24 protein-coding genes and 1 riboswitch are annotated in these 25,723 nt (G+C 74.2%); of the genes, 11 read left to right on the forward strand and 13 right to left on the reverse strand.

Annotated features, from left to right (window positions below):
• The first annotated feature begins 5 nt into the window (after positions 1–5).
• Complete coding sequence (locus ABT403_RS03800) at positions 6–1,088, forward strand: NAD(P)H-dependent amine dehydrogenase family protein (RefSeq protein WP_344157888.1); 1,083 nt, start codon at positions 6–8, stop codon at positions 1,086–1,088.
• Positions 1,085–1,564: a carboxymuconolactone decarboxylase family protein gene (locus ABT403_RS03805; RefSeq protein ID WP_344157891.1), complete on the forward strand. Its 480-nt coding sequence runs from the start codon at positions 1,085–1,087 to the stop codon at positions 1,562–1,564. Before ABT403_RS03800 ends, ABT403_RS03805 begins: the two co-directional genes overlap by 4 nt.
• Before the next feature lie 67 nt (positions 1,565–1,631).
• Here the strand turns inward: ABT403_RS03805 and ABT403_RS03810 are convergent, their stop codons facing one another.
• Together ABT403_RS03810 and ABT403_RS03815 are read right to left on the reverse strand one after the other, a co-directional pair.
• Entirely contained in the window at positions 1,632–3,299 is a 1,668-nt protein-coding gene (locus ABT403_RS03810) for a GMC oxidoreductase (protein WP_344157894.1), read from the reverse strand.
• 104 nt (positions 3,300–3,403) lie between these two features.
• The gene (locus ABT403_RS03815; RefSeq protein ID WP_344157897.1) at positions 3,404–3,913 is read right to left on the reverse strand and encodes a DUF4352 domain-containing protein; all 510 of its coding nucleotides are present in this window, start codon (positions 3,911–3,913) and stop codon (positions 3,404–3,406) included.
• Positions 3,914–4,017: 104 nt separating this feature from the next.
• A riboswitch (cobalamin riboswitch) is annotated at positions 4,018–4,155 on the forward strand.
• Between the two features lie 35 nt (positions 4,156–4,190).
• Here ABT403_RS03815 and ABT403_RS03820 point away from each other — a divergent pair.
• From ABT403_RS03820 to ABT403_RS03830, 3 genes are read left to right on the forward strand one after another with little or no spacing between them, the layout of a single operon-like run.
• Positions 4,191–5,180, forward strand: a complete 990-nt coding sequence (locus tag ABT403_RS03820) for an ABC transporter substrate-binding protein (RefSeq protein ID WP_344157900.1) — start codon at positions 4,191–4,193, stop codon at positions 5,178–5,180.
• A complete protein-coding gene (locus tag ABT403_RS03825; protein ID WP_425580172.1) occupies positions 5,177–6,199 on the forward strand; it encodes a FecCD family ABC transporter permease in 1,023 nt (340 codons plus the stop codon). Before ABT403_RS03820 ends, ABT403_RS03825 begins: the two co-directional genes overlap by 4 nt.
• Positions 6,196–7,011, forward strand: coding sequence for an ABC transporter ATP-binding protein (locus ABT403_RS03830; protein ID WP_344157903.1), 816 nt, complete (start codon positions 6,196–6,198; stop codon positions 7,009–7,011). The genes ABT403_RS03825 and ABT403_RS03830 overlap by 4 nt, the downstream gene beginning before the upstream one ends.
• A 57-nt stretch (positions 7,012–7,068) precedes the next feature.
• On the opposite strand, the gene ABT403_RS03835 is transcribed toward ABT403_RS03830, so the two are convergent.
• From ABT403_RS03835 to ABT403_RS03855, 5 genes are all read right to left on the reverse strand, one after another.
• Entirely contained in the window at positions 7,069–7,449 is a 381-nt protein-coding gene (locus ABT403_RS03835; protein ID WP_344157906.1) for a VOC family protein, read from the reverse strand.
• 133 nt (positions 7,450–7,582) lie between these two features.
• Positions 7,583–9,193, reverse strand: coding sequence for a N,N-dimethylformamidase beta subunit family domain-containing protein (locus ABT403_RS03840; protein WP_344157909.1), 1,611 nt, complete (start codon positions 9,191–9,193; stop codon positions 7,583–7,585).
• 86 nt (positions 9,194–9,279) lie between these two features.
• Positions 9,280–10,119, reverse strand: a complete 840-nt coding sequence (locus ABT403_RS03845) for a sugar phosphate isomerase/epimerase family protein (protein ID WP_425580173.1) — start codon at positions 10,117–10,119, stop codon at positions 9,280–9,282.
• Positions 10,116–11,276 (reverse strand): DUF993 family protein, encoded by a 1,161-nt coding sequence (locus ABT403_RS03850; protein WP_425580174.1) that lies wholly within the window; start codon positions 11,274–11,276, stop codon positions 10,116–10,118. Before ABT403_RS03850 ends, ABT403_RS03845 begins: the two co-directional genes overlap by 4 nt.
• Positions 11,273–12,424 (reverse strand): Gfo/Idh/MocA family protein, encoded by a 1,152-nt coding sequence (locus ABT403_RS03855; protein WP_344157912.1) that lies wholly within the window; start codon positions 12,422–12,424, stop codon positions 11,273–11,275. The genes ABT403_RS03850 and ABT403_RS03855 overlap by 4 nt, the downstream gene beginning before the upstream one ends.
• Positions 12,425–12,641: 217 nt before the next feature.
• On the opposite strand from ABT403_RS03855, the gene ABT403_RS03860 reads away from it, so the two are divergent.
• A complete protein-coding gene (locus ABT403_RS03860) occupies positions 12,642–13,718 on the forward strand; it encodes a LacI family DNA-binding transcriptional regulator (RefSeq protein WP_344157915.1) in 1,077 nt (358 codons plus the stop codon).
• The gene (locus ABT403_RS03865; protein WP_344157918.1) at positions 13,715–14,515 is read left to right on the forward strand and encodes a sugar phosphate isomerase/epimerase family protein; all 801 of its coding nucleotides are present in this window, start codon (positions 13,715–13,717) and stop codon (positions 14,513–14,515) included. Before ABT403_RS03860 ends, ABT403_RS03865 begins: the two co-directional genes overlap by 4 nt.
• Here ABT403_RS03865 and ABT403_RS03870 read toward each other — a convergent pair.
• The 4 genes from ABT403_RS03870 to ABT403_RS03885 form a co-directional block, all read right to left on the reverse strand.
• Complete coding sequence (locus ABT403_RS03870) at positions 14,503–15,489, reverse strand: hydroxyacid dehydrogenase (RefSeq protein ID WP_344158952.1); 987 nt, start codon at positions 15,487–15,489, stop codon at positions 14,503–14,505. The genes ABT403_RS03865 and ABT403_RS03870 overlap by 13 nt on opposite strands.
• 295 nt (positions 15,490–15,784) lie before the next feature.
• The gene (locus ABT403_RS03875) at positions 15,785–16,495 is read right to left on the reverse strand and encodes a class I SAM-dependent methyltransferase (protein WP_344157921.1); all 711 of its coding nucleotides are present in this window, start codon (positions 16,493–16,495) and stop codon (positions 15,785–15,787) included.
• A 65-nt stretch (positions 16,496–16,560) separates the two neighbouring features.
• A complete protein-coding gene (locus ABT403_RS03880; RefSeq protein ID WP_344157924.1) occupies positions 16,561–17,028 on the reverse strand; it encodes a hypothetical protein in 468 nt (155 codons plus the stop codon).
• Positions 17,029–17,074: 46 nt separating this feature from the next.
• On the reverse strand, positions 17,075–17,425 hold the full coding sequence (locus ABT403_RS03885; protein WP_344157927.1) for a hypothetical protein: 351 nt from the start codon (positions 17,423–17,425) through the stop codon (positions 17,075–17,077).
• 567 nt (positions 17,426–17,992) lie between these two features.
• On the opposite strand from ABT403_RS03885, the gene ABT403_RS03890 reads away from it, so the two are divergent.
• From ABT403_RS03890 to ABT403_RS03905, 4 genes are all read left to right on the forward strand, one after another.
• Complete coding sequence (locus ABT403_RS03890) at positions 17,993–18,646, forward strand: DUF6000 family protein (protein ID WP_344157930.1); 654 nt, start codon at positions 17,993–17,995, stop codon at positions 18,644–18,646.
• Positions 18,647–18,656: 10 nt separating this feature from the next.
• Positions 18,657–19,832, forward strand: coding sequence for a UDP-N-acetylglucosamine--N-acetylmuramyl-(pentapeptide) pyrophosphoryl-undecaprenol N-acetylglucosamine transferase (locus ABT403_RS03895; RefSeq protein ID WP_344157933.1), 1,176 nt, complete (start codon positions 18,657–18,659; stop codon positions 19,830–19,832).
• 204 nt (positions 19,833–20,036) lie between these two features.
• Positions 20,037–20,987 carry an aldo/keto reductase gene (locus tag ABT403_RS03900; RefSeq protein ID WP_344157936.1) on the forward strand — a complete coding sequence of 317 codons (951 nt, stop codon included), beginning with the start codon at positions 20,037–20,039 and terminating at the stop codon, positions 20,985–20,987.
• Positions 20,984–21,952 (forward strand): D-2-hydroxyacid dehydrogenase family protein, encoded by a 969-nt coding sequence (locus tag ABT403_RS03905; protein WP_344157939.1) that lies wholly within the window; start codon positions 20,984–20,986, stop codon positions 21,950–21,952. The genes ABT403_RS03900 and ABT403_RS03905 overlap by 4 nt, the downstream gene beginning before the upstream one ends.
• 69 nt (positions 21,953–22,021) lie before the next feature.
• Here ABT403_RS03905 and ABT403_RS03910 read toward each other — a convergent pair whose 3' ends face one another.
• Together ABT403_RS03910 and ABT403_RS03915 are read right to left on the reverse strand one after the other, a co-directional pair.
• Positions 22,022–22,903, reverse strand: a complete 882-nt coding sequence (locus ABT403_RS03910) for an ABC transporter permease (protein WP_344157942.1) — start codon at positions 22,901–22,903, stop codon at positions 22,022–22,024.
• On the reverse strand, positions 22,900–25,638 hold the full coding sequence (locus ABT403_RS03915; protein WP_344157945.1) for an alpha/beta fold hydrolase: 2,739 nt from the start codon (positions 25,636–25,638) through the stop codon (positions 22,900–22,902). Before ABT403_RS03915 ends, ABT403_RS03910 begins: the two co-directional genes overlap by 4 nt.
• Between the last annotated feature and the right edge of the window lie 85 nt (positions 25,639–25,723).

Genomic DNA, 25,723 nt, shown 5'->3' on the forward strand with positions numbered 1-25,723 from the left:
CGCGCATGATTCCCACGGTGGTCTGGGGCACGGGCAACGTAGGCCGCGCGGCGATCCGCGCCGTCGAGGCCCACCCGGCGCTCGAACTCACGGCAGTCATCGTCCACAACCCCGCCAAGGTCGGCCGCGACGCGGGCGAACTCGCCGGGCTCGGCCGCAGGCTGGGGGTGGCGGCGACGGATGACATCGGGGCGGTGCTCGCGGCCCGCCCCGCCGCCGTCGTCTACGCGGCGTCCGGCGACGTCCGCCCCGACGACGCCCTCGCCGACATCACCCGGGCCGTCACGGCGGGCGCGGCCGTCGTCAGCCCCGCCCTCTACCCCCTCTACGACCACCGCAGCGCCCCGCCGGAGTTCCGCGACCCGGTGCTGGCGGCGATAGCCGAGGGCGGCGGCTCCCTCTTCGCCTCCGGCGTCGACCCCGGCTGGGGCAACGACGTGCTCCCGCTCCTGCTCAGCGGACTGGGCACCACGGTGGACGCGATCCGCTGCCAGGAGATCTTCGACTACTCCACCTACGACCAGCCCGACTCCGTCCGCAACCTGGTCGGCATGGGCCGGCCCATGGACTACGAGCCGATGATGCTCATGCCCTCCGTCCCGACCATGGTGTGGGGCGGGCAGATCCGGATGATGGCCCGCGCCCTCGGCGCCGAACTCGACGACATCCGCGAGACCACCGACCGGCGCGCCCTCGACACCACCGTCACCACCCCCACCATGGGCGTGTTCGAGGCCGGCACCCAGGGCGCCATCCGCTTCGAGGTCCAGGGCATCGTCGCGGGCGAGCCCCACATCGTCATCGAACACGTCACCCGCATCCACGCCTCCTGCGCCCCCGACTGGCCCTCCCCGCCGGACGGAGGCGCGGGCGCCCACCGGGTCGTCATCGAGGGCCGTCCCCGCATCGAGGTCACCGTCGAGGCCACCGACGAGGGCGAGAACCGCTCTGCGGGCGGCAACGCCACCGCCGTCGGACGGCTGGTCGGCGCCATCGACTGGCTGGTGGAGGCGGAACCCGGGCTCTACGACGCCCTCGACGTCCCGCTGCGCCCCGCAGTCGGCAAACTCGGAAGGAAACAGCCATGAGGATCGACGTCCCCGACGGACAGCACCCCATCGAGTACGTGTGGGGCGACCTGGTCCCCGGCATCGGCATGGCCGCCGCCAACTTCTCCCTGTCGGTGTACGCCCACACCACCCTGGGCCTGCGCGAGTTCGAGGCGGCCCGGCTGCGCATCGCGCAGATCAACGGATGCCTCTTCTGCCTCGACTGGCGCACCGACCGGGACGGGGAGAAGGTCGAGGAGGACTTCGCCGACGCGGTGACCGAGTGGCGCACCACCCGGGCCTTCGACGACCGCACCCGTTTGGCCGCCGAGTACGCCGAGCGCTACGCCCTGGACCACCACAACCTCGACGAGGAGTTCTGGGAGCGGATGACCGCGCACTACAGCCAGGTGGAGATCGTGGAGCTCAGCATGAGCATCGGGTCCTGGCTCGCCTTCGGCCGGCTCAACCACGTCCTGGGCCTCGACGGCGTCTGTGTGCTGCCGGGGAGCTGAACGGCGGCGGGGCCGGCCGGGGCGCGCACCGCGCCCGGCCGGCCCCGGTGACCGTGACCGTCCCGCGTCACAGGTCCGTGGCGATGATCTTCTCGATGTTCCGCTCGGCCAGGGCCGTGATCGTCACGAACGGGTTGACGCTGGTGTTGCCGGGGATCAGCGCTCCGTCGATGACGTACAGGCCCGGGTGGCCGTGCAGGCGCCCGTAGTTGTCGGTGGCCTTGCCCAGGACCGCCCCGCCGAGCGGGTGGTACGTGAGGTGGTCGCCCCAGACCTTGTTGGTGCCGAAGAGGTCGCTGCGGTAGATCGTCCCCTCCTTCGCGTTGATCTTGTCGAAGATGGTCTTCGCCATGTCGATGGACGGCTGCTTCCAGGCGGTCTGCCAGTTCAGCTCGACCTTGCCCGTCGCCGCGTTCCAGGTGAACTCGGCCCGGTTGGGGTTCTTGGTGATGGAGAGGTAGAAGGAGGCGTACGTCTCGATGCCGGTCGGCAGCGGGGCCACCTCGGCGAACGCGCCGCCCGCGTCCCAGTTGTCGATGCCCCCGCAGGGGATGGAGGCCTGGACCTTCCCGGTCGGGTCCCACATGTGGTTCGCCCGGCCGCACATGACGTTGCCGTTGTCGCCCCAGCCCTTGCCGATCTCGTCGTTGAGCAGCGGCAGCGCGCCGGTCGCCTTCAGCCGCACCAGGAGCTTGCTGGTACCCACGCTGCCGGCGGCGAAGAACACCCGGTCGGCGGTCACGGTCTTGACGGCGACCACGTCACCGGAGGTGTTCAGCTCCTCCATGGCGACCGTGTAGCCGCCACCGTCCGAGGGGGAGACGGTGGTGACCCGGTGCAGGGGGGAGACGGCCACCTTGCCGGTCGCCCGGGCGGCGGCCAGGTAGGTCTTCTGGAGGGACTTCTTGCCGGCGTTGTTGCCGTAGAGGATCTCGCCGTCCACCGCGGACTTGGGGACGGTGCCGGCCACCTCCTGCTTCATGTAGTCCCAGTCGTAGACGTCGGGCACGAAGACGAAGGGGAAGCCGGAGCGCTGGGCGTGCTTGCGGCCGACGCGGGCGAACTGGTAGCAGTCCACCGTCTCGAACCAGTCCGGGTCGACGAGCCCCACCCCGAGCCCGGCGTTGGCCCGGGGGTAGTAGGTGGAGTACATCTCCTCGGCGTCGACGGTGGGGAGGATCGCGGCGAAGTTCTGCCGTTTGGGGGTCACCGCCATACCGCCGTTGACCAGCGAACCGCCGCCGACGCCGCGCCCCTGGTAGACGATGATCCCGCCCATCTCCTCGGCATCGAGGATGCCCGTGTACTTCGGGACGTCCTTGTCGATGGGGAAGCCGAGGAAATTGCTCAGCGGCGCCTTCGTGCGGGTGCGCAGCCAGAAGGAGCGGTAGTCGGGCTTGGTGGTGTTGGCGAAGATCTTGCCGTCGGTGCCGGGGGTGTCCCAGGCCATGCCCATCTCGATCATGTGGACGTCGACACCGGCCTGGGCGAGCCGCAGCGCGGCGACGGAGCCGCCGTACCCGGTGCCGATGACGAGGGCGGGGACATGGGTCCCGGACGTGATGGGGGCGTTGGCGGAGGCGGAGACGGTGGCGGAGGCGGTGGCGGGATTCGCACGGGCCGGGACGGTATTGACGGCCAGGGCCATGGCCCCCAGAAGAGAACCAGTTCCAGCGATGAATCCACGTCGGGAGACACCCTGGGACACCTTGCTGTGCAGGCCTTTGTCACTCATGTGGCGTTCCTCACTCTCGGCGGAGTGGGAACAAGTTCTACTGGCGGGTGCCTGCTAAGTCACTAGATACGTCGAGATAATTTCCGGCTGGTTCCGGCAGCGGATCACGACAGGCTCCAGTGGGCGACGTCGTCGCCGAGCCCCGCGTCCAGGGCGAACTGCACCGCCGCCGGGCGCGATGCGCGCGGCAGCCGGAAGACGACGTACCCCGTCGCCGATCCGCCGGGGGCGAGGCTGACGGTGCCGGGGAAAGCCGGGCCCGCGTCCGTGGCATCGCTCAGGCCGGTGAAGCGCCGCCCGGTGGTGTCCAGGAGGTGCGCGGCCGGGGCGGGGGAGTCCTCGTACGGCACCGTTCCGGTGTTCTCCAGGCGCAGCTCCACGGCGACCAGCCGGTCGGCCCCGGGCGCCGGCGCCGGGCCCGCCGGGTCGACGACCCCGGTGAGGGTGACGTCGAGCCGCTCGCCGGGGCGGTCACCGTCGAGGGAGACGGTCTCGCCGGAACCGCCGGTGCCCGCGCCGAGCAGCAGCGCCGCGAGGAGGGGGGCCAGGAGGAGCCGGCCGGCCCTGGCCGTGCGCCCGGGACCGCCGTGCCCCGGATGGCTGCCGTGACGCATGACCGACCTCCTCCACACCCCCCTCGCCGCCCACGATCCTCCGTGCCGGGCGCTCCCGCCACCGGCGGCCCCCTTGATCCCCACTGTGGGGCAAACGCGGCATCTGGCAGACTTGGCCGGGTTGTCCCGGGCGGTGCGGGCCAGGAAACCGGTGTGAATCCGGTGCGGTCCCGCCACTGTGACCGGCGACCCCGTCCGCGGGGTCCCGGGAGTCAGACACTGACGCACCGCCTCTTCACTTCGACCGGGGACGAGGATCCCCCGGAGAGGCCTCACCATGCCGCGTTTCCGCGCCGCCCCGCGCCCGCTCACCGCGCTCGCGCTCCTGCTCTCCCTGACCGCGTGCGGCGGTCCGTCCGGGGAGGAACGGCCCGCCCCCGGCGCCCGGTCCGCGCCCGGGTTCCCGTACACCGTCACCAACTGCGGTGTGACCAGCACGTATCAGGCCCCGCCCGAACGCGCCGTCACCATGAACCAGCACGCCACCGAGATCATGCTGGCCCTCGGCCTCCAGGACCGGATGGCCGGCACGGCCTACCTCGACGACGCCGTACTCCCCGCCTACCGGAGCGCCTACGAGGGCATCAAGGTGCTGGCGAAGGAGTACCCGTCGAAGGAGGTGCTCCTCGCGGCCGACCCGGACTTCGTGTACGGCGGGTACTCCAGCGCCTTCGACAAGGGGCAGGGCCGTGACCGCGAGGGGCTCGCCGGCTCGGGGATCGGCTCCCGGCTCAGCGTCGAGTACTGCACCCCCGGCCGCGTCGGGCTCGCCCAGCTGAAGACCGAGATCACCGAGGTCGCCCGGACCTTCGGCGTGCCCGAGCGCGGCACGGCCCTCATCGAGGACCAGCAGCGCCGGATCGACGCCGTCACCGCACGGGTCAGGGACCGGGCCCGGCCGTCCGTCTTCGTCTACGACTCGGGCGAGTCCTCCGCCTTCACCTCCGGAGGCAACGGCATCGGCAACGAGATCGTCTCCCTGGCCGGGGGGACGAACGTGTTCGCCGACCTCCAGAACACCTTCGGCGACGTGCCGTGGGAGAAGGTCATCGAGCGGCGGCCCGAGACCATTCTCATCTACGACTACGGCGGCACCGCCGTGGAGGCCAAGAAGCAGCGCCTGCTGAACGATCCGGCGCTGGCGGAGGTTCCCGCCGTGAAGAACCGCCGGTTCGTCGTGCTGCCGCTGTCCTCGGCCGTCCTCGGCGTACGCGTCGCCGACGCGGTGGAGTCCCTCGGCCGCCAGTTGCACCCCGACGCCGCGTGACCGGGTACCGCCGCACCACGGCCGCCCTGGTGCTCCTCGCGGCCGCGCTGGCCGCCTCGATGGTGGCGGGGCTCGCCCTGGGACCCGTACGCATCGCCCCCGGCCGGGTGCTCGACGTCCTGCTGGCCGGACCCGGGGGACGGGGGGCCCTCGCCTCCATCGTGTGGGACGTGCGGATGCCGCGCGTGCTGCTCGGGGCCGTGGTCGGCGCCGGGCTCGCGGTCTCCGGCGCCGTGCTCCAGGCCCTCGTCCGCAACGCCCTCGCCGACCCCTTCCTGCTGGGCGCCTCCTCGGGCGCGTCGGCGGGGGCGGTGCTGGTCATCGTGCTCGGGGTGGGCGCGGGAACCGCCGCCGGACTCCCGCTGGCCGCGTTCGCCGGCTCCCTCGCCGCACTCGTCGCCGTCTACGCCCTGGCCCGGCGCGGTGGCACGATGACCACCGGGCGGCTGATCCTGGCCGGGGTGGCCGTGCAGTACGTCCTGTCCGCGCTGACCAGCCTGGTCCTGGTGCTGGCCGCGCACCCCGACCAGCTCCGCTCCGTGCTCTTCTGGACGCTGGGCGGCCTGGGCGGGGCCCGCTGGGACGAACTCGCCCTGCCGGCGGCCGCGCTGCTCGCCAGTACCGCCGTGCTCGTCACCCTGGCACGCCCCCTGGACCTGCTGCTCGCGGGGGAGGAGGGGGCCCGCACCCTCGGCCTGGACACCGGCCGCTTCCGGGCCGCCGTGTTCGTCCTCGCCTCCCTGGTCATCGGGGTGCTCGTGGCCTGCAGCGGGGCGATCGGCTTCGTCGGCCTGATGGTTCCGCACGCCGCCCGCATGGTGGTCGGCGCCGGGCACCGGGCGCTGCTGCCCGTCTGCGCACTGGCCGGGGCGGTCTTCCTGAGCCTGGCCGATCTGCTGGCCCGGACGGCGGCGGCGCCCGGGGAGATACCCGTCGGCGTGGTCACCGCGCTGGCCGGCGGCCCGTTCTTCCTGTGGATGCTGCGCAGGTCCACCCGCAGCGAAGGGGTGACCGGATGACGGGGCGTCCGCTGGAACTCTCGGTCGAGGGACTGCGTTACGAGACCGACGGGCGGACGCTGCTGGACGGGATCGCGCTCACCGCCCGGCCCGGCGAGACGGTCGGGGTCGTCGGGCCGAACGGCAGCGGCAAGACGACGCTGCTGCGCTGCGTCTACGGCGCCCTGCGGCCCACCGCCGGCCGGGTGCTGCTCGACGGGGCCGACGCCTCGGCGCTGGGTGTCAGGGAGCGCGCCCGGCGGGTGGCGGTGGTCCCGCAGGACGCGGGCGGCACCTTCGGGCTGACGGTCGGCGAGGTCGTGTCCATGGGGCGCAGCCCGCACAAGAGGTTCTGGGAACAGGACGGCCCGGACGACCGGCGGCGCGTGGCGCGGGCGCTGGAGACCGTCGGGGTGTCCGCCCTCGCCGGGCGCCGCTTCGACGGTCTCTCGGGCGGGGAGCGGCAGCGCGCCCTCGTCGCCCGCGCCCTCGTCCAGGAACCCGGGCTGCTTGCCCTGGACGAGCCCACGAACCACCTCGACATCCGCTACCAGCTGGAGGTCCTGGGGCTGGTCAGGCGGCTTCCGGTGACCGGTCTGCTCGTCCTGCACGACCTCAACCTCGCCGCGTGCTTCTGCGACCGGCTGTACGTGCTGGCGGACGGCCGGGTCGTGGCGGAGGGGCCGCCGCGCGAGGTGCTCACGCAGGAGCTGCTGGCGGAGGTCTACGGGGTCGCCACCCGGATCGCCGTCCATCCGGCGACGGGTGCTCCGAGCATCGTCTACCTCCCGGAGCAGCCGGCCGGTCCCGTACCGGAGACCGGCCTCGGCTGAGCCGCCGCCGGGCGCGGGGCCCGCGGCGCGGTGCGCCGCGGGCCCCCGGGGTGCTCGTCAGCCGCCGTAGGGGCGGGTGATGATCTCCATGGCGTGTCCGACGGGGTCCAGGAAGTAGACCCCGCGCCCGCCGTCGTTGTGGTTGATCTCGCCCGGGTGCTTGCGGTGCGGATCGGCGAAGTACTCGACGCCGCCCGCCCGGATCTTCTCGAAGGCGGAGTCGAACTCCTCCTCGGAGACGAGGAACGCGTAGTGCTGCGGGGTGATGGACTCGGCGGGGATGGTCGCGAAGTCCAGGGTCACCCCGTTTCCGGTCTCCACCGGGATGAACGGACCCCACTCCGGGCCGACTTCGAGACCGAGGATGTGCGCCAGGAATGTGGCGGACTCCCGGTTGTCACGGGAGTGGACGATCGTGTGGTTCAACTGGACGGACATGTGTGAATGCCTCCACAAGGCATCACGGCACCTCCATGCCTCACCCGGTCGGTGACCGGCACGCGATGCCGTCGCCTTGATCCTAAACACCTCGCCCGTACCCGGTCCACCGAATTCCGGCCGTCGGCGTGGCTCATGAACTCCCGTACACCGCCTTGACGTTGTCCTGCGCCGGGTGCGTCCTCGCGGCCGGGCCCGCGGCGAAGACGCGCAGCAGGTTCTCCGTCACCCGGGTGGTCAGCGCGCCGGCCCGGGCGTCCAGGCCGTGGTTGGCGCCGCCGCGGCCGTCGCCGGTCGCGTCGAGGGCCTCGACCCAGCGCATCGTGCCGGTCGCGAAGACCCCCGCCCCGCTCGGCACGGTGTAGTAGGCCGTGTCCTGATGGCTCGGACGGCCCTCGCACACCACCGGGGAGTGGGCCAGTATCTCGATCGGCCGCGGAGTCGGGAAACCCGTGTTGACCTTGTCGTACTCCACGCCGACCAGATGCGGGAAGCCGTCGCCCGCCTTCACGCCCGTCCCCTCGAACAGCCAGTGGCCCGGGTTCACCACCACGTACGGGGCGTCCACCGGGTAGCCGTCGTAGATCACGCCGAGCAGGGAGCTCTCCGGGTCGGCCCCCGGCGCCGAACGGAAGTCGACGGTCGCCGGCTGTCCCCGCTTGAAGCCGGGGTCCTGGTCGTAGGAGGACTTGTAGCAGACCAGCGTCCGGTCCGGGCCCAGCTCGGAGGGCTCCAGCCGGATCCGGCGGAAGCAGCAGTTCGCGCCCAGTACCGCGATGTTGCTGCCCGCGTCCCGGGCCGCCGTGAAGTGGGCCCGCTGCTCGGGCGACCAGTACTCGTCGTGGCCGAGCGACAGCACCGCCGCCGCCCCCTCCAGCAGCCGCCGCTCGCGCGCCACATCGGTGGTCGTCGCGTACGCGAGGGGTATCCCGAGCCGCTCGGCGAGCGCGATCAGCGGCGCCTCGTACACCAGGAACAGCCCCGCCCCGTCGTCGTACTCGTACGGCCGGTCGAAGCTCACGGACAGCGAACGCGAGGCATAGGCCCCGCTCGGACCGTCGTAGCTGCCGTAACCGCCCCAGCGGTTGTACGCCTGCCAGGTTGCCACCGCGTTGACGATCACGGTCCGCCCCGCCGTGCCCGCCGAGCGGACGGTCACCGGAACGAAGCGCTGCCCCTCCCCGCCCTGGGCGTCGAGCCTCAGCAGGTAGCAGCCCTCCGGCCAGCCCTTGGTGTCCACCGTCGCGGTGCGCGCCCACCGGGTGCGGACCATCCGGGTGGCGGCGTCCACCGTGTGCTCGGGCTGACGGACCCCCGGCAGAGCCTCGGAACGCCACACCAGCCGGGCCCGGCCCCCGCCGTACCAGCCCATCCGGTACGCGGAGACCGTGAACCGGGGCGCGGTGGTGGACACGTGCAGCCCGAACGACTCCCCGGGCAGCACGCTGACCTTGTCCGTGAAGCCCTCGATGGCCCGATCCGGTCCGGCCTTGACCACGTGCCAGTCGGCGTTGCCGGGCAGCGCGTTCTCCGCCCGCACGTCGAAACCGGCCCGGCCGGGCGCCGACGGCGACTCCCCGCCCGCACCCTTCCCCCTCAGCGCGGCCTCACTCCCGGCCTCCCCGGCACCCGCGCAGCCGGCGACCGAGCCGAGCCCGGCGGCGGTGGCCGCCCCCGTCGCGATGGCGAGGAACCGCCGCCTGCCCGCGCCCCCGGCGCCCCCGGGTATGTGCTCTGGATCCATACGCGCACGTTATGTCACCCCCCTTCCCCCAGCCACACCGCCCACGGACCGCCGGAGGGGCCTCGGCCCCCGGCGGACGGCCCGGCTCATTCGACGTGCTCGCGGTAGCGTGAGATCACCTCCCGCAGCACCTCGTGACCGTCCCGCGCCCACAGGCCCGGATGGAAGATCTCGACCTCCACCGCACCCCGGTACCCGGCCCGGTCGGCCAGCTCGCGGAAGGCCCGCAGATCGACGCAGCCGTCCCCGAGCTGCCCCCGCCCCAGCAGGACGCCCTCGGGGAGCGGGGTCACCCAGTCGGCCACCTGCACCGAGACGATCCGCCCGCCCGCGCCGGCCCGCTCCAGATCGCCGGGCAGCCGCTCGTCCCACCACAGGTGGTAGGAGTCGGCCACCACCCCGACCCGGTCCGCCGGGAACTGCTCGGCGATGTCCAGGGCCTGCCCCAGGGTGGAGACCACACACCGGTCCGCCGCGAACATCGGATGCAGCGGCTCGATCCCCAGCCGTACCCCGTGCCCGGCGGCCCACGGGACCAGATCGCCCAGGAATCCGGTGATCCGCCGCCGCGCCTCCGCCAGGTCCCGCTCGCCCTGCGGCAGCCCGCCCGAGACCAGGACCAGGGCCTGCGCACCCAGCTCGGCCGCCTCCTCCACGGCCCGCCGGTTGTCCTCCAGCGCGGCCGCACGGCCGGCCGGATCGGCAGCGGTGAAGAACCCGCCCCGGCACAGCGAGCTGACCCGCAGCCCGGCGGCGCCGACCAGCCGCGCCGTCTCCCGCACCCCGAAACCGCGCACCGGGTCCCGCCACAGCCCCACCGCCGCCACTCCGGCCGCACCGCAGCCGGCCACCAGCTCCGGCACCGACCACTGCCGCACCGTCTCCTGGTTCAGGCTGAACCGGGCCGGGGCCGCCACCCGGCTCACGACTCCACCCCCTGCTCCGAGAGGAGCCGGCGCATCCGGCCCGCGGTGAGCTCCGGGTCGGGGAACAGGCCCAGCAGATCGGCCAGCTCGTAGGCCCGCGCCAGATGCGGGAGCGAACGGGCCGACTCCAGCCCGGCCAGCATCGTGAAATGCTCCTGATGCCCCGCAAGCCAGGCCAGCAGTGCCACTCCCGTCTTGTAGAGCGGGGTCGGCGGGGCGAACAGGTGCCGCGACAGCGCGACCGTGGGATCCAGCAACGCCCGGAAGCCCCCGGGGTCCCCCCGGTCGAGGGCGAGCGCCGCCCGTGCCGCGAGGGGGGCGATCGGCCCGAAGATCCCCAGCAGCGCGTCGCTGGCCCGTTCCCCGTCCCCGGCGATCAGTTCCGGATAGTGGTGGTCGTCCCCGGTGTAGCACCGCACGCCCGCCGGGAGCCGGCGTCTGAGCTCCTTCTCCCGCTCCGGGTCCAGCAACGAGACCTTGACCCCGTCCACCTTCCCCGGGCACTCGCCGACGATCTTCAGGAGGATCTCCGCGGCCTCTCCGGCGTCGTCATGCCCCCAGTACCCCGCGAGCGCCGGATCGAAGACCGGGCCCAGCCAGTGCAGCACGACCGGGCGGGAGCTCCGGCGCAGCAGCGTCCCGTACACCTCCAGGTAGTCCTCGGGACCACGGGCCGCCGCGGCCAGGGAGCGGGAGGCCATCAGGACCGCCCCCGCCCCGCAGTCCTCGATGTGCGCGAGCTGCTCCTCGTACGCGGCGGTGATCGCCGCGAGCGGGTGCACCCGGCCGGGAGGCAGCTGGTCGGTTCCCGCTCCGCAGACGATCCGGCCGCCGGCCGCCCGGGCCTCGGCCGTCGACCGGCGGATCAGCTCCGCCGCGCCGGGCCACCCCAGCCCCATTCCCCGCTGGGCGGTGTCCATGGCCTCCGCGACCCCGAGGCCCAGGGCCCACAGGCGGTGCCGCGCGCCCAGCGTGGCCTCCCAGTCGACCACCGGCCCGCCCCCGCCCGGCCCGCCGGGCGGGGCCGCGGCCACATGGGCGGCGGCGTAGAGGACGCGGCTGCGGGCCGGGGCGGAGGAGAACGGTCCGAGCGGAGCGGCCGTCGGCCGGTACAGGTGGAGCCCTCCCTCCGCTGTGGGGAGCGGAATCCCGTTCACAGGGTCACCTCCGGCACCGTCAGCCGCCGCCCCTGCGCGCAGGAGCGCAGGCCGAGATCGGCGAGCTGCACCCCCCGGGCTCCTGCGAGCAGGTCCCACCGCCAGGGCTCGTCCCGCACGACATGGCGCAGGAACAGCTCCCACTGGGCCTTGAACCCGTTGTCCACCGGGCCGTCGTCCGGGACCTCCCGCCATTGCGCGCGGAAGGGCTCGGCGGTCGGCACGTCCGGATCCCAGACCGGTCTCGGCGTGGTCGCCCGGTGCTGGATCCTGCATGTACGGAGCCCGGCCACGGCCGAACCGCGGGTGCCGTCCACCTGGAACTCCACCAGCTCGTCGCGGTGCACCCGGACCGTCCAGGAGGAGTTGATCTGGGCCACGGCGCCTCCCTCCAATTCGAAGATCCCGTAGGCGGCGTCCTCCGCCGTGGCCTCGTAGGGTCTGCCCTCCTCGTCCCACCGGCGGCCGATGTGCGTACGGGTCAGGGCCTGTACCGTGCGGACCCGGCCGAACAGCTCGTGCAGCAGGTAGTCCCAGTGCGGGAACATGTCGGCGACGATGCCGCCGCCCTCTTGGGCCCGGTAGTTCCAGGAGGGGCGCTGGGGCGGCTGCCGGTCCCCTTCGAAGACCCAGTAGCCGAACTCCCCCCGGACGGAGAGGATCTCGCCGAAGAAGCCGTCCTCCACCAGCCGCCTCAGCTTCAGCAGGCCCGGCAGGAACAGCTTGTCCTGCACCACGCCGTGCTTGACCCCGGCAGCCCTCGCCAGCCGGGCCAGCTCCAGCGCGGCGGCGAAGCCGAGCGCGGTCGGTTTCTCGCAGTACACGTGCTTACCGGCGGCCAGCGCCCGGCGCAGGGCCGCCTCCCGGGCTCCGGTCACCTGGGCGTCGAAATAGACCTCCACCTCCGGGTCGGCCAGCACGGCCGCCAGGTCGGTGCTGACGTGCTCCAGGCCGTGCCGCCCGGCGATGTCCCGCAGGGCGGCCTCGCGCCGGCCCACCAGCACCGGCTCCGGCCACAGCACCGTGCCGTCGCCGAGGTCCAGGCCGCCCTGCTGGCGCAGGGCGAGGAGGGACCGGACCAGATGCTGGCGGTATCCCATCCGGCCGGTCACGCCGTTCATCGCGATCTTGATTGTCCTGCGCTCCATGACGAGTCTCCTCCGGTCCGTCCTGTCGGTCGGGTCTGTAGAAAGCGGTAGAAAGCGCTTTCTGTCGATCAGGCTAGATTTCAGAATCGAAGCGCCACAATTACCCGTTCGGGTGATAGAAAGCGCTTTCTTCGTGGGGCATCATGAAGTCATCGACGCACCACATCGGACGACGGCCGACCACGGCGGAGGGCCGTCACAGGGGGAGGGGACGGACATGGCAGTGACTCTCGCGGAGGTCGCGGCACACGCGGGGGTGTCGCCCGCCACGGTCTCGCGCGTACTGAACGGCGGCTATCCGGTGGCCGGCGGCACCCGGACCCGGGTGGAGCGGGCCGTCGAGGAACTGGGCTACATCGCCAACGCCCCCGCCCGCGCCCTCGCGGGCGCCACCTCCGACCTCATCGGAATCCTCGTGCACGACATCGCCGACGGATACTTCGGCGTCCTCACCGGCGGCTTGCAGCACGGCCTCGACCCCACCGGGGAGGGGGAGGCGCGCCGGCTCTCGGTGGTCTGCAACACCCAGGGCGTTCCCGCCACCGAGACCGCCTGCCTCGCCCTGCTGGAAGGCCAGCGCGCCGGAGGCGTCGTCCTCGCCGGCGCCGCCGCCGAGGATCCGGAGCAGACCGCGGCGCTCGCCGCCCGGGTCGCCCGCATGGCCGCCGCCGGAGCCCGCGTGGTCCTGTGTGGGCGCCCGCCCCTGCCGGTGTCCCCCGCCCTGCCCGTCGCCACCGTCGTGTTCGACGAAAGAGGAGGCGCCTTCCGGCTCGCCGAACACCTCCTGGCACTCGGCCACCGGCGCATCGCCTACGTCGCCGGCCCCCCGGATCGCAGCAGCACCCGCGAGCGCCTCGCCGGACACCGGGAGGCCCTGCGCCGGCATGACCCGGCGCTGACCGACGCCTGCGCCCCGCTCACCGTCCACGCCGGGTCCGAGCGCTCCGCCGGCTATGACGCCACCCGTGAACTGCTGCGCAGGGGCGAGCCGTTCACGGCCGTCGCCGCGGCCGGTGACGCGGCGGCCGCGGGCGCGGCCGCCGCGCTGCGCGAAGCGGGCCTGCGCATACCCGAGGACGTCTCGGTCGCCGGTTTCGACGACCTGCCCTTCAGCCAGGACACCGCCCCCGCCCTCACCACCGTCCGGGTGCCGCTACGCGAGGCGGGCGCGCTGGCCGCCCAGCTGGTGACCGGCCGCCGGCCCCTGCCACCGGGAGGAATCACCACCCTGCCCACCGAACTCATGGTGCGGGGCTCCACCGCCCCGCCACCGGCCACCGGGAGGACGCCGTGAGGTACGCGTTCTCGACCCTCGGCCTGCCGGGTACACCCCTCGCCCGGAGCGCCGGGCTGGCCGCCGCCCACGGCTACGACGGACTCGAACTGCGCGCCCACCCCGAGGAGCCGCTGCACCCGCAGAGCCCGCCGGGGGACCGCACGGCCGGGCTGCGGACCCTCCACCGCGCGGGCGTGGGCGTCCTCGGTGTCGCCGGCTACACCAAGGTCGCCGCGCCCGGCGCCGACGGGCCGGTCCTCGCCGAGCTGGAGGCCCTCGTCCGCCTCGCCGCCGACCTCGAAGCCCCTTACGTACGGGTCTTCCCGGGCGGGGCCGGTCTGCCCGGGCCACAGGCCGACGCCAACGCCGTACGCCGACTGAGGGAAGCGGCCCCCCACGCGGAGCGGAACGGGGTCCGGATCCTGCTCGAGACCCACGACTCGCACCGGACGGCGGCCGACGCCGCCCGCGTGCTCGACGCGGTCGGCCATCCGGCGGCGGGCGCGCTCTGGGACGTACTGCACACCTGGCTGGGCGGGGAGCGGCCGGACGAGTCGAGACGCAGACTGGGGCCGCACCTGGGCTACCTCCAGGTCAAGGACGTGGCCTCGGCCGACGACCTCACCCCGGTCCCGCTCGGCGTGGGTGTGCTGCCGCTCGCCGGAGCGGTGGCCGGGACCCCGGCCGACGGCTGGCTGTGCTGGGAATACGAGAGACGCTGGTACCCCGGGGCGGCCGAGCTGGCCGGGCCGAGGCTCGCCCGGGGCCGCGAACACCTGGAGGGGCTGGTGGTCCATGGCGATCAGGCCGAGTAGGCCAGGCGGCCCGGGTCCACCGGGTAGCGGAAGCCGGCACCCCGCGCGTAGCGCTCCAGCTCCTCGACCGCCGTGACCGCCAGCCGCTCCAGTTCCCCGCCCAGCGACCCCGCCACATGGGGGGTGAGCAGGACGTTCGGCAGGTCGTACAGGGGGGAGTCGGCGGGCAGCACCTGCGGCTCGGTGTGGTCGAGAACGGCGTACAGCCGGCCGGAGACCAGCTCCCGCGTCAGCGCCGCCGTGTCGACGAGGGCGCCCCGGGCCGTGTTGATCAGCGTGGCGCCGTCCGGCATCAGCGCCAGCCGGGAGGCGTTCAGCAGACCACGGGTCTCCGGGAGTTCGGGGGCGTGCAGGCTGACCACGTGGCTGCGGCCGAGCAGTTCGTCCAGGCCGCAGGTCTCGCCGCCGAGGGAGGCGAGTTCAGCCGGGTCGGCGTACGGGTCGTGCACGAGGACCCTCAGGTCGAAGGGCCGCAGCAGCTCCAGCACCCGCCGGCCGACCCGGGAGGCACCGACGATTCCGACGGTGCGCCGGTAGTTGCCGCCCGTCCGGCAGAGGTCGAGCGGGTCGAGCGGACCGCGTGCGCGGCGGTAGGCGTGGGCGGACTCCAGGACCCGCTTGTTGGCGAAGAGGATCGCGGCGAGCGTGTACTCGGCGACGGGCAGGGCGTTCGCGGCGGCCGCGCTGGAGACCAGCAGGCCGCGCTCCCAACAGGCGGCGGTCACATGCTGCTTGACGCTTCCGGCGGCGTGTACGACGGCACGCAGCCGGGGCATCCGGCGCAGGGCGTCCGCGTCCAGGGAGGGGCACCCCCACCCGGTGAACAGCACCTCGACGCGGTCGAGCCGCCCGCCGAGCACCGGGTCGTGCCGGGCGAAGTCGGCGAGCAGCAGCCCGGGGTCCACGTCGGCGACCCGGACGAGTTCGGCCAGGGCCCGGCCGCCGAGGACGGCCGCCCGGGTGTCCGCGCTCATCGCGAGCACCGTGACGGGCCGGGCGGAGGAGGGAGCGGGGCTGGTCACGCGGGCACCTCCTGCGGGGAATCCCGGGACCCGGGCGCCGCCCGAGGCGTCGGAGACCGAGGAGCTTGAGGGCGGCGGGCAGTGGGCAGGGCCGGTGGTCCGGGTAGTGGGCAGGGAGATGCTCACAGAGCGCGGCCCACCGGGGGCGCCGACACGTGCGCGCGGCCCCCTGGTTCACCCGCAGGCCCGATTCCGGCATGCGTCCGGGCGCGGCGCGGCGTTGGTCAGGTCCGCCCGCCGCCGTGCGTCACTCCGGTGCGGCTGACGGTGTGGTCTGGGTGACGCGCCACAGCCTGCGCGGCAGGCCGCCCTCCTCGAAGGGGCGGACCTCCCGGAGCGTCCACCCCTTCGCGAGGGCGTCGACCAAGGCCCGAGAGAAGAAGTGGACGGCGAAGCCGCCGTGCTCCCAGACGTCGTCCCCGTGGCCGGTGCCGGCCCCGTAGTGCGCGTCTGCGGTGTGACGGACGGTGTAGACGAAGCTGCCGCCCGGGCGCAGCACCCGGCGGACCTCGCCGACCAGCCCGTGGATCTCCCGCGTGGACAGCGCCATGCAGAGCAGCATGTGCGCGAACACACCGTCCACGGAGGCGTCCCCGAGGGGCAGTGGCGTACGGACGTCGTGGACGGCCGTCGTGATCCGCCCGCCCACCCCCCGGGCCCCCACCCCCCGGGCGTCCGCGCCCCGGCGCAGCTGCTCCAGGCCGACCGGGCTGAAATCGACGGCCAGCACGTCGAAGCCGGCGCGGGCGAAGTACAGGGCGTCACGCCCGTGCCCGGCCCCCAGCTCCAGCACCTCCCGCGCGCCGGCGGCCCGGAAGACCCCGGCGGCGTGCACGGCGGGCTCGGAGGGTTCCTCCCCGTACATACCGGGGTGTTCACCGTAGGTCCGCTCCCAGTGCTCCCGCTGGACCTCGCCGAGCTCCCGCCCGGACTCCGCCCACGCGTCCGCCTCAGCCATGCCGCGGCCTCCTCACGCGCCTCACCTCCGCCACGCGTCCAGCGTAGGTCCGCCTCCCGGCCGCGTTACGTGTGGCGGGGGTCGCGGGCGATGCGCAGGAGCCAGGGTGTGGGGTGGAGGGCGTTGGCGCGTTCCTTGTAGGTCGTGTCGCCGGGCAGCGGCACGACCAGCCACAGGCCGGGCGGGAAGAAGCGGCTCTTGGTGTGGGCGAGGCCGCCGTAAACCGAGCGGAGGAAGGCGGGGACCGAGTCGCGCGGGACGTCGTGGAACTCGACGTCCTCCACCGTGATCTTGGCGTCGTCGTCCGGGAAGAGACGGACGCTGACCGCGGGCGTGCCCGCGAGGTCGACGAACGCCTCGTGCGGCAGGGAGCCGTCCGGGTCGAGGGTCGCGCCGATGCCGGCCGTCGTGCGGCGTGAGGTCTGGTCCGCGCCGATGTCGTCGCTGACGGTCATCGTCAGGCGGTGTTCCTCCGCGATCTCGCGTATCGCGCGGACGGCCGACTCGGTCGTCGGGAGGTGAGGGGGTTTCATGCGGTGATCATCACCCATGGAGGCCGGGCGCGCCGGATCTTTCCGGTCAAGTCCGCGTCGTCCCCCGGCTACCGCTGGGGCCCCGCCGACGCCGTGAGGTGCGGTGCCGGCGCGGCGCGGGTCCGTCCGGGGGCACCTCCCGGCGGTAGCCGGGGGAGCGAGACCCGGAAGAGACAGGTTCCTCGCGCAGGCGGGCGAGGTGGACGGTGTCGGCGGCCGTGATGGCGACCGTCGGCGGCAGGGCCCGGGTGATCCGGCGGAAGGCCTCCTCCCGCTCCGCGGCCTGCGGCACCGGGAGGTGGCCGGCGTAGTCGTCGGCGCTCATCGTCAGGCGCCGCTCGGCCACCGCCTGCCGGACGTCGGTGAACTGCTCGGACCGCTGCAGTTCCGTACCCACCACCGCGCATGCCGTAGGCCGAGGGCGCCCCGTCCGGGGACGGGCCCTCGTCGCTCTCCGGGACGGCGCACGGGCCGCCCGCACCACCTCCTCCACCTCCGGGTCGGCCGGGCCGGACCGGCCCCCCCCGAGCAGCGCGGCCACGCGCGGCCACCGTCCCACGGCCGCGTCCCGTGCGGGGCCGCGTAGACCGGTCCGTGCCGTTCGCCCGGGCGTAGTTCCTCGCACGTGGCCCACAGGTCCGCACCGTCGCCGGTACGTGCGGGCGCAGCTCGGCGAGCATGGCGGCGTCGGGCTCCGTCGCGGTGATGGCGGTCCCCCGCCCGGTGAACACCCGGGTCGCCTTCCCCGTCCCGGCGCCGATCTCCAGGGCGGTCCGGACCGGCCGGCCCGCGTACGCGAGCACCGGGTCGACGAGCCCGGGCCGGGTAGCCGGGACGGAACCCCTCGGGCATACGGAACATCCTGGAACGCTTCGGGCGCTGCCCCCGCACCATCGTCTGGCGCCGCCACCGGCCCGTCGAGGAGACTGCGCACACGGACCGCCGTCACCGCCGGGAGGGGCCCATGGCGCACGACCACATCGAGGACGTCGGCTACCGCGTCCTGCTCGAGCGCTACGTGACGTGCGTGGACTCGGAATTCCCGCGCTACCTCGAACTGAACGGCCTCCGCATGATGGTGCGGGGCGGGCCGCACGTGGAACGCTTCGTCCGCCGGCTGGCCGAGGACGCCGCCGCCATCACGGACCCCGAGCTGGAAGTTCTCCTGGACCACGGCTGGCGCCCGCGCCTGGCCGCCGCCTGGCTGATCGGCGTCGGCCGGCGGACCTCGTTCCGCGAGCGCCTGGGTGAACTCCTGCTCGCCAGCGAGACCTGGTACGCCGGCCGCGGCTACTGCTTCGCCCTCGCCCGGTTCGGCACGCACGAGGACGCCGCGCTCCTCGCCGCCTACCTGGACCGCTACCTCCCCCGCACCGACCTCATGTACGACCAGGAGGCCGCCCTCGGCGCCCTGCTCCACCTCGACGCCCGCCTCGGCACCCGCCACGCGGACCGTTTCACCGCCCCCGGCGGTCTCTGGCAGCGCTGGGCCGAGGCCCGGTTCGGCGGCCGCGACCCCCGGTGGCACGAGCCCGGGCGGCTGCGCCGCTGGACGGACCTGCAGTGCGACTTCGCCGACGGGCGGCCCCGGAGGGAGATGTTCCCGGCAGGACAGTAGGGTGGGCCGGGTGAACCTTTCTTCCGCGCTTCCGCGTTCCTTCCGGCTGCTCGTCACGGGTGGGGGGACCGGTGGTCACACCTACCCCGCCCTGACCGCGATCCGTACCCTGCAGCGGCGGCTCGCGGCCGCCGGCGGCACGCTCGACGTGCTGTGGATCGGGACCGCCGACGGCCTGGAGGCGCGCGTCGCGCCGGCCGAGGGGATCGCGTTCAAGACCGTCGCGACCGGCAAGATCCGCCGTTCCGCGAACCCGCTCAAGATGCTGTCGGCCGCGAACATGAAGGACATGGCCCGCGTGCCGCTCGGCGTGGCCCAGGCGCGGACGATCGTCTCCGAGTTCGAGCCCGACGTCGTCCTCGCCACGGGCGGGTACGTCGCCGTTCCGGCCGGCCTGGCGGCGCGGCTGTGCAAGCGGCCGCTCGTGCTGCACGAGCAGACCGTCCGTCTCGGCCTCGCCAACCGCAAGCTCGCCGGGTCCGCGACGCGCATCGCCGTCTCCTCCGAGTCCTCGCTGCCGCTGCTGTCGGCCGAGGTGCGCGACCGCGCCGTCGTCACCGGCAACCCGGTCCGTCCCGAGGTGCTGTCGGGGCACCCCGACAAGGCCGTGCACGCGCTGAACCTCGTCGGCTTCGACCGCCGTCTGCCGACCGTCTACGTCACCGGCGGCGCGCAGGGCGCCCAGCAGATCAACGGCGTGGTGCGCGAGGTGCTCCCGTGGCTGCTGAGCCACGCGAACGTGATCCACCAGTGCGGCCCGGCCAACGTCGACGAACTCCGTTTCGCCGCGGCCGGACTGGACCCCGTCCTCGCGGGCCGCTACCACGTGACCGGCTTCGTCGGTCCGGAGCTGCCCGACGTGCTCGCCCTCGCCGACATCGTGATCTCCCGGTCCGGGGCGGGCACCCTGGCCGAGCTGACCGCGCTGGGCAAGCCCGCGGTGTTCGTCCCGCTGGCCACCTCGGCCGGCAACGAGCAGGCGCACAACGCCCAGTACCTGGCGGACGCGGGCGCCGCCGTCGCCCTGCTCGGCGAGGTCACCGCGCACGGTCTCGCGGAGGCGGTCGGCCCGCTCCTCACCGACCCCGGCCGGCGGGCGCGGATGGCCGAGGCGGCCCGGGCGTACGGTCGGCCCGACGCCGCCGAGCGGCTGGTGGACGTGCTGCTGGCCGCCGCCAACGGCTGAACCGGAACGTGCGCTGAAGGCGCCGCCGGCACCCCGCCGGCGGCGCCTTCCGCGTCGGCGCGGAGACCGCACGGCACAGGGTGTTCGCGTACGACACAGGGTGTTCACGCGGCAGGGGCCGCGGACCGTATCGCCCGACCGGGCGGTATGCCTAGACTGGCCGCTTGTCGATCATGTACCGATGAGTGTGGAGGACGGTCCCTCATGCGCTATCTCCCCCTGGGCAGTTCAGGTCTCCTGGTCTCCGCCGTAGGCCTCGGCTGCAACAACTTCGGCGCCCGCCTCGACCTCCAGGCCACCCGCGCCGTCGTCGACGCCGCCCTCGACTCCGGGATCACCCTCCTCGACACCGCCGACATCTACGGCGGCCGGGGCGGCTCCGAGCGCCACCTCGGCCAGGTCCTCAAGGGCCGCCGCGACCAGGTGGTCCTCGCCACCAAGTTCGGCTACGACGGCGTCGACATGGGATACGGGCCCGCCGCCGGCTCCCGGGGCGGCCGGGCCTACATCCGGCGCGCCGTCGAGGAGTCCCTGCGCCGCCTGGAGACCGACCACATCGACCTCCTCCAGCTGCACAGCCCCGACCCCGCCACCCCGGTCGCCGAGACCCTCGCCGCGCTCGGCGAGCTCGTCGCCGAGGGCAAGGTCCGCTACCTCGGCCACTCCAACCTCAGCGGCTGGCAGCTCGCCGAAGCCGCCCACACCGCCCGCGAGAGCGGCACGGTGCCCTTCGTGTCGGCGCAGAACGAATGGTCGCTGCTGGAGCGGTCCGCCGAGCGCGAACTGGTGCCCGCCGCCCGCCACTACGGCCTCGGCGTCCTGCCGTACTTCCCGCTCGCCAACGGCCTGCTCACCGGCAAGATCCGCCGGGGCGCCCCCGTCCCGGCCGGCTCCCGCCTCGAAGGCCGGGACTCCTACCTCACCGAGGAGCGCCTCGACACCGTGGAGGCCCTGGCCGCGATCGCCGAGAAGCACGGACGCACCGTGCTGGAACTCGCCATCGGCTGGCTCTCCGCCCAGCCCGGCTGCGCGTCCGTCATCGCCGGAGCCACCTCCCCCGAGCAGGTACGCGCCAACGCGGCCGCGGGTGCCCGCCCGCTGGAGGCGGAACTCCTGGCCGAGATCGACGCCGTGGCCCAGGCCCACGCCGTATGACGACCCCGCTGCGCTGCGCGGTGCTCGACGACTTCCAGGCGGTGGCCACCACCCTGGCCGACTGGTCGCCGGTCACCGCGCGGGGCGTCGAGGTGGTCTCCTACCCCGACCACCTGGCGGACGAGGACGAACTGGCCGCCCGCCTGGCCGCGTACGACATCCTCGTCACCCTGCGCGAGCGCGTCCCCTTCCCCGCGAGCCTGCTGGCGCGGCTGCCGCGTCTCAAGCTCCTGGTGGCCAGCGGCATGCGCAACTCGGTCATCGACTACGCCGCCGCCGAACGCGCCGGGGTGACCGTGTGCGGCACCGCCAGCTCCTCCACCCCGCCCGTCGAGCTCACCTGGGCCCTGCTGCTCGGGCTCGCGCGCGGCATCGTCACCGAGCACACCGCCCTGCGCGGGGGCGGCCCCTGGCAGCAGACCGTGGGCGCCGACCTGTACGGCCGCCGCCTCGGCCTGCTGGGCCTCGGCAAGACCGGCAGCCGGGTGGCCCGCATCGGTCTCGCCTTCGGCATGGAGGTGACGGCCTGGAGCCCGAACCTGACGAAGGAGCGGGCCGACGCCGCGGGGGTCGTGCTCGCCCCGTCCAAGGAGGCGCTGCTCGCGGACGGCGACTTCGTCTCCGTCCACCTGGCGCTCGGCGAGCGCACCCGGGGGCTGATCGGCGCCGCCGAGCTGGCGCTGATGCGGCCGACCGCCTACCTGGTCAACACCTCCCGGTCCGCGATCGTGGACCAGGACGCGCTCCTGGAGGCCCTGCGCACGGGCCGGATCGCCGGGGCCGGCCTGGACGTGTTCGACACCGAGCCGCTGCCGGCGGACCATCCGCTGCGCACCGCCCCCAACCTGCTGGCCACGCCCCACCTCGGCTACGTCACCCGGGCCAACTACGCCACGTACTACCGGGAGGCGGTCGAGGACGTCCTCGCCTTCCTCGACGGCTCGCCCGTACGCGTTCTGCCCTGAGCCCGGACGCCCCGAGGGCCCTCCCGGACACCCGGGAGGGCCCTCGGCGGCCCGCGTCCTGGCCGGACCTCAGGACACGATGTCCTTGCGGGCGAAGCCGCGGAAGGCGAGCGCGAACAGCACCACCGCGTACGACGCCGACACCACCGCCCCCTTGGCCATGCCGCCCCACTCCAGCTGCGGCTGAAGGGCGTCCACCCAGGCGAACTGCCAGTGCGCGGGCAGGAACTCGCGCCACGAGCCGAGCGCCGTCACCGCGTCCAGCACGTTCCCCACGATCGTCAGCCCGACGGCACCGCCGACCGCGCCCAGCGGCGCGTCCGTGCGCGTCGACAGCCAGAACGCCAGCCCGGCCGTGACCAGCTGTGACACGAACACGAAGGCCACGGCCAGCGCCAGCCTCGCCACCGTGTCCGCGGCGGGCAGCGCCCCGCCCGCGGGCAGCTTCAGCGGACCCCAGCTGTACGCGGCCGTGCCCGCCGCCAGCGCCACCACCGGCAGCAGCACGATCGCGGCGAGGCTGAACCCCAGCGCCACCACCAGCTTGTTCCACAGCAGCCGGGCCCGGGGCACCGGCGAGGCCAGCAGATAGCGCAGCGAGGACCAGCCGGCCTCCGAGGCCACGGTGTCCCCGCAGAACAGGGCCACCGGCACCACCAGCAGGAAGCCGGCCGACACGAACAGGCAGGTCGCGGCGAAGTTCGCGCCGGAGGCCGTGGCGGTGTCGATGAAGCTGACCCGGCCGTCGGTGCCGCCCCGGCCGTCGTCCGCCCCGCCCACCGCGAAGGCGATGATCATGATGAACGGCAGTGCGGCCAGCACCCCGCCCATCACCAGCGTCCGCCGCCGGCGCCACTGGCGCAGCGCCTCCACGCGCAGCGGCAGCGTCCGCCCCGGCCGGTAGCCGGGCGCGGTCTCCTCGGCGGCCGCCGAGGCCCGTACGGCGCTCATGCCGCACCTCCGATCAGGGTCAGGAACGCGTCCTCCAGCCGCCGGTGCGGCCCCACGGCCGACACCGGCAGCTCCAGCCGCACGAGTTCGGCGATCAGCGCGGCGGGCGTCGCGCCGTCGAGCCGTACGAGGAGCCCCTCGTCGGCGGGGACCACGGAGGCGACGCCCTCCAGCGCGGCGACCTTCTCCACGGCCGCCTCGTCCACCGGCCCCTCCAGCGCCACCAGCAGGGTGTCCCCGCCGCCGGTGATCTCCGCGACCGGACCGGCCTGCACGAGCCGCCCGCGGTCCATGACCACCAGGTGCGTGCAGGACTGCTCCACCTCCGACAGCAGGTGGCTGGAGACGATGACCGTCCGTCCGGCGGCGGCGTAGCGGATCATCACGTCGCGCATCTCCCGGATCTGCGGCGGGTCCAGACCGTTCGTCGGCTCGTCGAGGATCAGCAGGTCCGGCAGGCCCAGCATGGCCTGGGCGATCGCGAGGCGCTGGCGCATGCCCTGCGAGTACGTGCGCACCGCCCGCTCCAGCGCGTCGCCGAGCCCGGCGATCTCCAGGGCCTCCGCCAGGTGCGCGTCCTCGGCGGGGCGGCCGGTGGCCTCCCAGTACAGCTCCAGGTTGGCCCGGCCGCTCAGGTGCGGCAGGAAGCCGGCGCCCTCCACGAACGCCCCGACCCGCGACAGCACCGGGGCACCGGGCCGGATCGGGTGCCCGAACACCCGGATCTCCCCGGCGTCCGGCGTGATCAGCCCCATCAGCATCCGCAGGGTCGTGGTCTTGCCGGCCCCGTTGGGCCCCAGCAGGCCCAGCACCTGGCCCCGCTCCACCCGGAAGGACAGGTCGCGCACGGCGTACCGGTCCTGGGACTTCGCGTAGCGCTTCGTCAGCCCCGTGATGTCGAGCGGTACGCCGGCCAGCGCGGGCTCGGGCGGCGCGGCGGCCGCCCGGCTCCCGCCCGGGCGGCGGATCCCGAGCAGCGCGGCGGCCAGCGCCAGCGCGCCGAGCGGCAGCCACCAGATCCAGCCGGGCAGACCGGCGGTGGCGGTGCGCACCCCGTCGGCGACGGGCACGCGCAGCGGCGAGCGCACCGCGACGGTGTACGAGGCCGGCTCGGCCGGGGAGGCGTAGCCGAGGTCGGTGGCCGCGAGCACCAGCCGCAGCCGGTGCCCGGCCTGGAAGACGTGGTCGACGGCCGGCAGCCGCAGCTCCACGCTCCGGCCCCGGCCCGCGTCCGCGACCCGTACCGGGGCCACGAGCTGGCTCGGCAGCACCTGCCGGCTCCCGTCGGGCCCCACGTCGTACAGCTTCCCGAACAGCACGGCCGAGCCGTCCGCGGCCGTCGACCTCAGGTCGAGGGTGACGGTCGGGGTCCCGGTGAGCCGTACCTCCGAGGCCAGCGGCTCCGATTCGAAGCGGGCGCTCTGACCGGGGAAGTCCAGGGAGAACCCGGTCCCGAGGGCGGCGAGCTGCCCGCCGATCCCCGGCAGCGCCGACAGCGCCGGCGGAGCCCCGCCGGCCGGGTTGGCGAAGGTCTGCTCCCGCCCGGCCAGGGCGAACGCCCGCGGATCCGACAGCAGTCCGGGGTAGCGGTCGCCGCTCGCGCCGCGCACCATGATCCGCCCGTCGGTGGAGTCGATGCCGCCGGTACGAGTGATCCGGAAGGCCGGGCCGGTGTCCACGCCCTCGTCGCCCTTGAGGTAGCGGTCGAACCAGGTCCTCACCCGGGTCTCGATCCGGCCGGACTCGCGCATCCCGCCGTCGTGTCCGCCGGCCGCCCAGTCCACGGCGACCGGGGCTCCGTTCGCGGCGATGGCCTTCGCCATGGCGTCGCCCTGGTCCAGCGGGAAGAGGGAGTCGTCCTGCCCCTGCACGATCAGCGCGGGCACCTTGATCCGGTCGCCGACGGCCGACGGGCTGCGCCGCTCCAGCAGCTCGCGCGCCTCGGCGTCGGGCTTGCCGGCCACCGCGACGCGCTCGTACATGGCGCACAGGCCCGGTTCGAACCGTCCACAGCCCGGGGCCGCCGCCGGGGGGCCGGCCGCGCCGGCCGCGCCGGCCGGGCGGCCCGCCTGACCGAGGCCGTCGGCCGAGCCGCCGGCGAAGAAGATCCCGGCCCACAGCTTCTTGAACACGCCCTGCGGGAAGAGGGCGTCCGCGAGGTTCCAGTACGTGATCTGCGGGGCGATCGCGTCCACCCGCCGGTCGTACCCGGCGGCCAGCAGCGCCGCGGCCCCGCCGTAGGAGGCGCCGGCCACGCCCACGCGCGGGTCGCCGTCCGCGTCGAGCCGCACCTCGGGACGGCGGGCCAGCCAGTCGATGAGCGCGGAGACGTCCTTGACCTCGTGCTCGGGGTCGTTCAGCCCGATCTTCCCGCCGGAGCGGCCGAAACCGCGCGCCGACCAGGTCATGACGGCGTACCCGTCGCGGGCCAGGCGTTCGGCCTGCGCGCGGACGTCGTCCTTGCTGCCGCCGAAACCGTGGCCGAGGAGGACGGCCGGACGGCGCCCGGAGCCCTCCCCGGCCGTGAAGAAGGAGGTGTCGATGCCGGCTTCGGGTTCGGCGGAGTCGCCGGTGCCGGTGGCGGGCATCCGCAGGACCTGGTCCAGGCGGTGCACGGCCGGCTCGTCCCCGGAGGCGGCCGAGGCCGTCCAGGTGCCGGCGCCCGCGAGGACCGCGAGGGCGGCGGCGCCGGCGAGCAGGCGGTCCCGGGGCCGCCGGGGCAGTCGGAGCTTCATAGGGGAACCCTAAAGCCCGTGATCGCCTTCCCCGAGCTCCCTCAGGGGGAGCCCCGCCCCTTCTCCAGGAGTACCCGCGCGGCCC

It is taken from the genome of Streptomyces sp. NPDC000075, from assembly GCF_040301925.1.
GTDB lineage: Bacteria > Actinomycetota > Actinomycetes > Streptomycetales > Streptomycetaceae > Streptomyces > Streptomyces polychromogenes.

Bases quoted from the DNA above. Each gene is read 5' to 3' on its own strand.
- ABT403_RS03800 (WP_344157888.1), top strand. From the start codon at position 6: ATGATTCCCACGGTGGTCTGGGGCACGGGCAACGTAGGCCGCGCGGCG.
- ABT403_RS03805 (WP_344157891.1), top strand. From the start codon at position 1,085: ATGAGGATCGACGTCCCCGACGGACAGCACCCCATCGAGTACGTGTGG.
- ABT403_RS03810 (WP_344157894.1), bottom strand. From the start codon at position 3,299: ATGAGTGACAAAGGCCTGCACAGCAAGGTGTCCCAGGGTGTCTCCCGA.
- ABT403_RS03815 (WP_344157897.1), bottom strand. From the start codon at position 3,913: ATGCGTCACGGCAGCCATCCGGGGCACGGCGGTCCCGGGCGCACGGCC.
- ABT403_RS03820 (WP_344157900.1), top strand. From the start codon at position 4,191: ATGCCGCGTTTCCGCGCCGCCCCGCGCCCGCTCACCGCGCTCGCGCTC.
- ABT403_RS03830 (WP_344157903.1), top strand. From the start codon at position 6,196: ATGACGGGGCGTCCGCTGGAACTCTCGGTCGAGGGACTGCGTTACGAG.
- ABT403_RS03835 (WP_344157906.1), bottom strand. From the start codon at position 7,449: ATGTCCGTCCAGTTGAACCACACGATCGTCCACTCCCGTGACAACCGG.
- ABT403_RS03840 (WP_344157909.1), bottom strand. From the start codon at position 9,193: ATGGATCCAGAGCACATACCCGGGGGCGCCGGGGGCGCGGGCAGGCGG.
- ABT403_RS03855 (WP_344157912.1), bottom strand. From the start codon at position 12,424: ATGGAGCGCAGGACAATCAAGATCGCGATGAACGGCGTGACCGGCCGG.
- ABT403_RS03860 (WP_344157915.1), top strand. From the start codon at position 12,642: ATGGCAGTGACTCTCGCGGAGGTCGCGGCACACGCGGGGGTGTCGCCC.
- ABT403_RS03870 (WP_344158952.1), bottom strand. From the start codon at position 15,489: ATGAGCGCGGACACCCGGGCGGCCGTCCTCGGCGGCCGGGCCCTGGCC.
- ABT403_RS03875 (WP_344157921.1), bottom strand. From the start codon at position 16,495: ATGGCTGAGGCGGACGCGTGGGCGGAGTCCGGGCGGGAGCTCGGCGAG.
- ABT403_RS03880 (WP_344157924.1), bottom strand. From the start codon at position 17,028: ATGAAACCCCCTCACCTCCCGACGACCGAGTCGGCCGTCCGCGCGATA.
- ABT403_RS03890 (WP_344157930.1), top strand. From the start codon at position 17,993: ATGGCGCACGACCACATCGAGGACGTCGGCTACCGCGTCCTGCTCGAG.
- ABT403_RS03900 (WP_344157936.1), top strand. From the start codon at position 20,037: ATGCGCTATCTCCCCCTGGGCAGTTCAGGTCTCCTGGTCTCCGCCGTA.
- ABT403_RS03905 (WP_344157939.1), top strand. From the start codon at position 20,984: ATGACGACCCCGCTGCGCTGCGCGGTGCTCGACGACTTCCAGGCGGTG.
- ABT403_RS03910 (WP_344157942.1), bottom strand. From the start codon at position 22,903: ATGAGCGCCGTACGGGCCTCGGCGGCCGCCGAGGAGACCGCGCCCGGC.
- ABT403_RS03915 (WP_344157945.1), bottom strand. From the start codon at position 25,638: ATGAAGCTCCGACTGCCCCGGCGGCCCCGGGACCGCCTGCTCGCCGGC.